This window comes from Microvirga sp. P5_D2 (assembly GCF_054049475.1).
This window is the reverse complement of the sequence record NZ_JBFUMH010000242.1, coordinates 1-5,516: the sequence shown is the minus strand read 5'-3', so window position 1 is coordinate 5,516 and position 5,516 is coordinate 1. Positions and strand designations below refer to the sequence as shown.

Annotated in this window: 4 protein-coding genes and 2 pseudogenes; 2 read left to right on the top strand and 4 right to left on the bottom strand. The window is 59.8% G+C overall.

What is annotated here, in order from left to right; translation table 11 throughout:
* The coding region (locus ACXJKO_RS29380; RefSeq protein WP_457094564.1) for a Bax inhibitor-1/YccA family protein at positions 1-424 on the bottom strand (424 nt) is incomplete at its 3' end.
* Positions 425-773: 349 nt separating this feature from the next.
* Here ACXJKO_RS29380 and ACXJKO_RS29375 point away from each other — a divergent pair.
* A complete protein-coding gene (locus ACXJKO_RS29375) occupies positions 774-1,241 on the top strand; it encodes an SPW repeat protein (RefSeq protein ID WP_457094563.1) in 468 nt (155 codons plus the stop codon).
* On the opposite strand, the gene ACXJKO_RS29370 is transcribed toward ACXJKO_RS29375, so the two are convergent.
* From ACXJKO_RS29370 to ACXJKO_RS29360, 3 genes and pseudogenes are all read right to left on the bottom strand, one after another.
* Positions 1,220-2,242 (bottom strand): TerC family protein, encoded by a 1,023-nt coding sequence (locus tag ACXJKO_RS29370; RefSeq protein WP_457094562.1) that lies wholly within the window; start codon positions 2,240-2,242, stop codon positions 1,220-1,222. The two genes, ACXJKO_RS29375 and ACXJKO_RS29370, sit on opposite strands and share 22 nt — an antisense overlap.
* 246 nt (positions 2,243-2,488) lie before the next feature.
* Positions 2,489-3,457 (bottom strand): annotated as a pseudogene (locus ACXJKO_RS29365) (IS5 family transposase).
* 138 nt (positions 3,458-3,595) lie between these two features.
* Positions 3,596-4,618 (bottom strand): DUF2279 domain-containing protein, encoded by a 1,023-nt coding sequence (locus tag ACXJKO_RS29360; protein ID WP_457094561.1) that lies wholly within the window; start codon positions 4,616-4,618, stop codon positions 3,596-3,598.
* A 676-nt stretch (positions 4,619-5,294) separates the two neighbouring features.
* Between ACXJKO_RS29360 and ACXJKO_RS29355 the strand changes: the two are divergent.
* Positions 5,295-5,516, top strand: a pseudogene (locus tag ACXJKO_RS29355) (hypothetical protein); the annotation flags it as partial.

The following is a 5,516-nucleotide window of genomic DNA, read 5'->3' as shown; positions in this document are numbered from 1 at the left end:
ATACCTGCACGACGCTGCCGCCCGTGTAGCGGAGCAGAAGCGTCGAGAGCGAAGCGCCCATCACCGCCGCGAAGGCGAAGAACGTCATGCGTGCCGTAGCAGCCGACATGCGGTCGATACGGAACGAGAAGAAAAAGATGAAAGCCAATGGCGCCAGCGCCACAACCCACATCAGGGGCGAGCCATAGAGGGTCGCGCCGAACTGGGTCAGGCCGACGCCTCCCATACGGGCGACCGCCTGAGACGGATCGCTCGTCGTGGCCAGCATGTTGATGCCGAGTGCGACCAGGGCCGAGATGGCAAGGCCCAGGACCATGTTGTTGTAGACGCCGAGCATAAAGGTGCGCAGGCCCTGGTCGACCTGAGCCGCCGTCCGGGTAAAGCCGGTGCCATAGGCGGTTTGGTTCTGCTCATACGGTTGCATCGAACTCTCCGTTGAAGGGTGTGTATTGAGAAGATACTGGCCCACGCTGACCTGCCATTCAAGACAACGTCCCACAGATACGTCATAGAACTGATGCCGCACCAAAGCTTCTTTGTAGTACCGGCATCTCCCAATGAGCCAAGTAGACCCTGCATAGTGTGCTACTTACCTCCCGGAGATTTGAACGTCGGAACTGCGTCCGTACTTGCCTGGCCCGCTGCTTGGCGCAGAATGAATTTGGCCCGCCCAGCGGGATCTCTTCGAACAGCGCGTACAAGGCTCCCGCTCGGCACGGGGCCGGTGTGTCTGCCTGGCAGGCAGACCATGATGTTCGAAAGGGAGCTTGGCGATGGTAAGGCTCAAGCAAAGAAATGACCTGTCGGCGATCAGTATCGTCAATGCCCTGCTGGCGGCATTCCTGTTCTTTTCACCCTGGTTGATCGGCTTTACGGAATCGGAGTCGGCGTTCTGGAATGCATGGGTGTGTGGTCCTCTGATCGGCATTCTAGCGATCACCGCTATCAATGCCTTGTATGAGTGGGAAGAATGGTCCAATGCCACCCTTGGCCTTTGGGTGCTCGTGGCGCCATGGGTTCTCGGCTTTTCCTACGTGACCGAAGCCTTATGGACGCATGTGGGTGTCGGGCTGGCGATTACTGTACTGGCTGTTGTCGAATTGTGGATCCTGCGGCGTGGCGGTCTTTCATCCAACGTCACCTATCACCTAAGCGCCGCAGGTTCGAGATCGGCTTGGCGCTGGCGCAACCAGCGCCAAATCGGCAATGTTGGAGCCATTCAGGAGTGGCTCCAGTGGTGATCCGCTGCAACTGACTCGCTCCTGGTCCTCCAGAGCGAGTAAACAATGCCACCCAAGATTAGTGCGAGTGTCACGCCGAGTGACACCGCCGGGTCCACCTTCCCCACAATCTGGCTCCAGAAGATCTTGCCGCCGATGAAGATGAGCACCATTGCCAAGGCATATTTCAGGTAATGGAAGCGGTGCACCATCGCAGCGAGCGCAAAGTAAAGCGCTCGCAGCCCGAGGATGGCCATGATGTTGGCGGTGTAGACGATGAAGGTGTCGGTGGTGACCGCGAAGATTGCCGGCACCGAGTCGATTGCGAAGATCAGATCGGCAATGTTGATCACCACCAGCGCCGGGAACAGCGGCGTCGCCCAGATCACGAGTTTGCCGGTCTTTGGATGAGGCGCCCGCACGAAGAAATGGTTCTCGTGCTGCCGATGGGTGGTTCGCATGTACTTATACAAGGTACGCACCAGGATGTTATTCTCGAGATCTGGATTTCTCTCCGGCATGAACAGCATCTTGATGCCGGTCAGGATCAGGAAGGCCCCAAAGACATAGAGGATCCAAGCATACTCATGCACGAGAGCGGCGCCGGCGGCGATCATGAGGCCACGCAGTACAATGACCCCGATGATCCCCCAGAGAAGTGTTCGGTACTGGTACTTCCGTGGGATGGCGAAATAGGCAAAGATCAGCGAGATGACGAACACGTTGTCGATCGACAGCGACTTTTCGATGAAGAAGCCGGTGAAGTACGAGAGGCCGGCATGGGAGCCATCTTCGGTGGCGATGAAGCCATGCTCGAAAGCCCACCAGAGCGCGGCCCCGAAGACGATTGCGATGGTGATGTAGAAGGCGGAGAGCCAGAGGCTGCGCGCCACGCCAAGCTCCTTGTCCTTCCGGTTCAGGACGCTGAGGTCGAAGGAGAGGAGAAGGAGCACAAAGCCTAAGAAAGCTGTCCACATCCAGGCAGGCTTTCCCAGCCATTCCAGAAAAAGGAATTCGGGCATGGGACCAGACCTATGATTGCCGCTCGCAAAACATCGGCTCCGACATCACGGGGCAGGTCGCACCCCGTCAGAGGGACCCGGTGGCCGATAAGTTGGACTTAAGAGGCCCGAGAGAAGCATCAAGGGGAGCGGCTCAGGGCCCTCACGGAATTCCGATCCAGTCGATAAAACGTGATCGCAGCCGTGCTGTGCGGCTGTGTTGCACGGATCGGCCGAGGCATACATTTCACCTGTGCTCGGCTGAATTCAGGCAACTCGGACGGACTTCTGACGTCCAAGCTCGAGCATGCGGTTTAGCGCGTGAACGGCAATGCTGATCTCGGTCGCACGATGCCGATCAGTCCGCGAGCGCAGCGCGTCACCGATCACTCGTTTGAAGCGGCTGAGGGCGGTCTCCGCACAGGCGCGACGGCTTTACCCAGATCGCTTTTGCCAGCCGATGCGGCCATGCTCGTTTATGCTTTGAAGATGTCGGTCGCGCTGGGTCAGAGCGCTCCCTGCCATCTCACTCGACACCGCCGTTGACCGGGGCGGGACAACGACGTCGGCCTCGGGATGGCGCGAGACAATCGTGCCGTAGACGCCGGCCTGATCGTTGGCTCCATCGCCGATGAAGGACGCAAGTGGAGCCGCGAACTGGTCGAGCAAGGCCTCGACCTGTGAGCCATCATCAGCATCGCTGGTCGTCAACTCCAAGGCTAGGATCTGCCCGGTCGCAGCATCGACGCCAACGTGCAACTTTCGCCAAGAGCGGCGCCTTTGGGTGCCATGCTTCTCGACTATCCACTCGCCGGGACCACAGAGCCGCAGGCCGGTGCTGTCCACCAAGCAGGTGGACGGGACTTCTTGAGTTCGGATATGGCTTAGGACCTCCAGAGTTTCGGCCCAACGGCTCGGAGTCGAATGATTCGGCACCGCCAGATCGACGCCAAGGAGCTGGAGGATCGAGCCGATCAAGCCTTCCGTCTGACGCAGCGCCAACCGGAACACCGCCCGCAGGGCCAACGCCGTCCGGATCGCCAACGCCGAGTAGTGCGGCTGACCGCCTCGTGTCGTGCGGGGCTCGGCCCGCCAAGCGGCTATCGCCTCCTCAGAGAACCAGACCGTGAGACTGCCTCGCTGACGCAGGCTGGCGTCGTACTCGGCCTAATTCGCCACCCGATACCGCTGCTTGGGAATGCGGTGCTGACGAGCGGCATTGGCTTTGAACGRCATAGCGGATCTTTGTTCAGACGGCGCGACGAGCTGCTACGCTACCCAGCTCCGGTTACCAACTCACCTATTCGTGCAGCAAGGCGGCTTGTCGGGTCCATCAGGCTCTGCGGGCCTAAGCGGCAAGCGTTTTCCGCAAGTCTAATCCTCGAACGTCGTTCCGACGCGGCGCACCGTCGAGAAGCGGCTTTCGACGTAGGCCGACGTGTAAGGCACCTGGATATATTCGAGCGTCTTGCGGGCAGCCCAGCCCGGAAGCGTGTCTCTGTACCGGGCGAAATTCGGATTGGGTCCTGTTCCAAAGAGCACTTCGTTGAGATTCAGTCCGACCCCGACATAGAAGGATCGTTCAATGGGGTAGCCAAGTTCGCGCTCCTTTTCCTCGAAGCCGCGCGCATCGAAGCCGACATGCAGCTCGGCATAACGCAGCGGTGTATCTTTAAGCGTTTCGAACCCGCTGCCCTTCAGCGCCATGATGTAGCGCTGGCGCTCATACGGAGGCAGGATGCCGTTATCTCCCGTGATGCCCGGCCGCTCGTAGCTCGCAGGCGTATACATAAACCGCCAGTCCAGCTTTTCTCTCATCCCGGGAATTGAGTTCCGAAAGACGGAGAAGAGCGCCCCGACACCGTTCGCCACGATGTCCTCGCGCGAGAAGCGGTGCCTGCCGGTGAACCCGTCCATGGTCTCAGTCAGTCCCATGATGCCGAAAGCGAGGAGCGCGGCCGTGATCGGAGCGCCTGCGGGATTCGAGGCATTGGCCCGGATCCTGTCGGTCAGAAGATCAGCGATGACATAGGTCGAGAACGAGTGGCCGATCTTGTCCATGCCGCCGTGGCGGGTGTTCTTGGCGAACCATCCTTCCTCGATGGTCTGGAACCCAGAGGTGTTGCCCCAATCCCAATCCTTGAGACCGACAGCGACAATGGCCGCCCCGACGATGGAGAGTTCCCACCGGACCGCATACAGATGATCGCCCAGCTGGCTGACCGAGTAGAACGTCGGAGGGAGAGGCGTCGGCACAAGGTTTGCTGCCATAGTCGGCGGAGTCGAGGTGGCGGCCGCCGCGGGTGCTCTTGCAGGCTGCTCCTGCGCCAGAGGTGTCTCGGGGCGCAAGGCAGCGCCCAGGATTGCAAAGCACGCGACAAAGGCGACCACCCGCATTGGCCAATCCTCTTCCAGCGCCCCCCTGAGGGTATCTTTCTATGGCCGACAGCGGAACTCAACCCCCCTCGTGGGAAGTGACCTGCTGCAAGGACCGGAAGCCGGCGAGGAAGGTAAACGGAATATCAAACGCTCGAATGGCTGACGCACGTCCTTGAGCCAAGAAACGCTTGGCGGCAACTCCTGGCCCGGCCGCTTTCAGGGCCCGATGGTCGTGAACACCTTGGGCGTCACATCCATGGTGACGAGGGGCTAGAAGTTGACGTAGGCATCGACGACGATGTCCCGCGCCTCCTGCTCGGTGAGGGCATAGACGTCGGTCGCCGTATCTCCAAGCGAGAGGCCGGTCGCCCGAACCACAGTACCGGACAGCTAGGAGGCGCGATTGAGAAGTCGTAACATGAGGTGGTCACTCCCTGAAATGCGCCCATGCATCCGGCATCGATGCCGATGCAGCCTGCCGAAAGCTTGACAGGTTGGATGGCGCGCCGCGATGGTACTGCTTAAGAGCGCACCGTCCATTGGACACACGCTCGTTGCGACAGGAGCTTAGCACGCTTCTCTCGTCGCGCGGATCAGGGCCTTCCCAGAAGCTGAGGCGACTATAGCGCGAGTTTGATCGACAACACCGGGCGGCAAGTTTAAGGTGAAACCCGAGCTATGATGGAGGCATGCTATGAAGCTGTCTCTCGCGATTGCACTCTTCTTTGCAGCCACGATCAGCGTGGAAGCCGCTCCTCAGGCGAAGTCGAAGAAGAAAGCCGAACCCAACAAGAACGTCCAGATGGTCACTGTCGCCGGCGAGTGTACCAAGCTGGTTCATGCAGGACTTGTGATCGAGGGCTGCAAGAACCTTCTGGTGAACATGAACTACAGCACTGGGGTGAGTTCGTACTGG

Excerpts from the sequence above, each read along its gene's own strand:
- ACXJKO_RS29375 (WP_457094563.1), top strand. The coding sequence starts at position 774 with ATGGTAAGGCTCAAGCAAAGAAATGACCTGTCGGCGATCAGTATCGTC.
- ACXJKO_RS29370 (WP_457094562.1), bottom strand. The coding sequence starts at position 2,242 with ATGCCCGAATTCCTTTTTCTGGAATGGCTGGGAAAGCCTGCCTGGATG.
- ACXJKO_RS29360 (WP_457094561.1), bottom strand. The coding sequence starts at position 4,618 with ATGCGGGTGGTCGCCTTTGTCGCGTGCTTTGCAATCCTGGGCGCTGCC.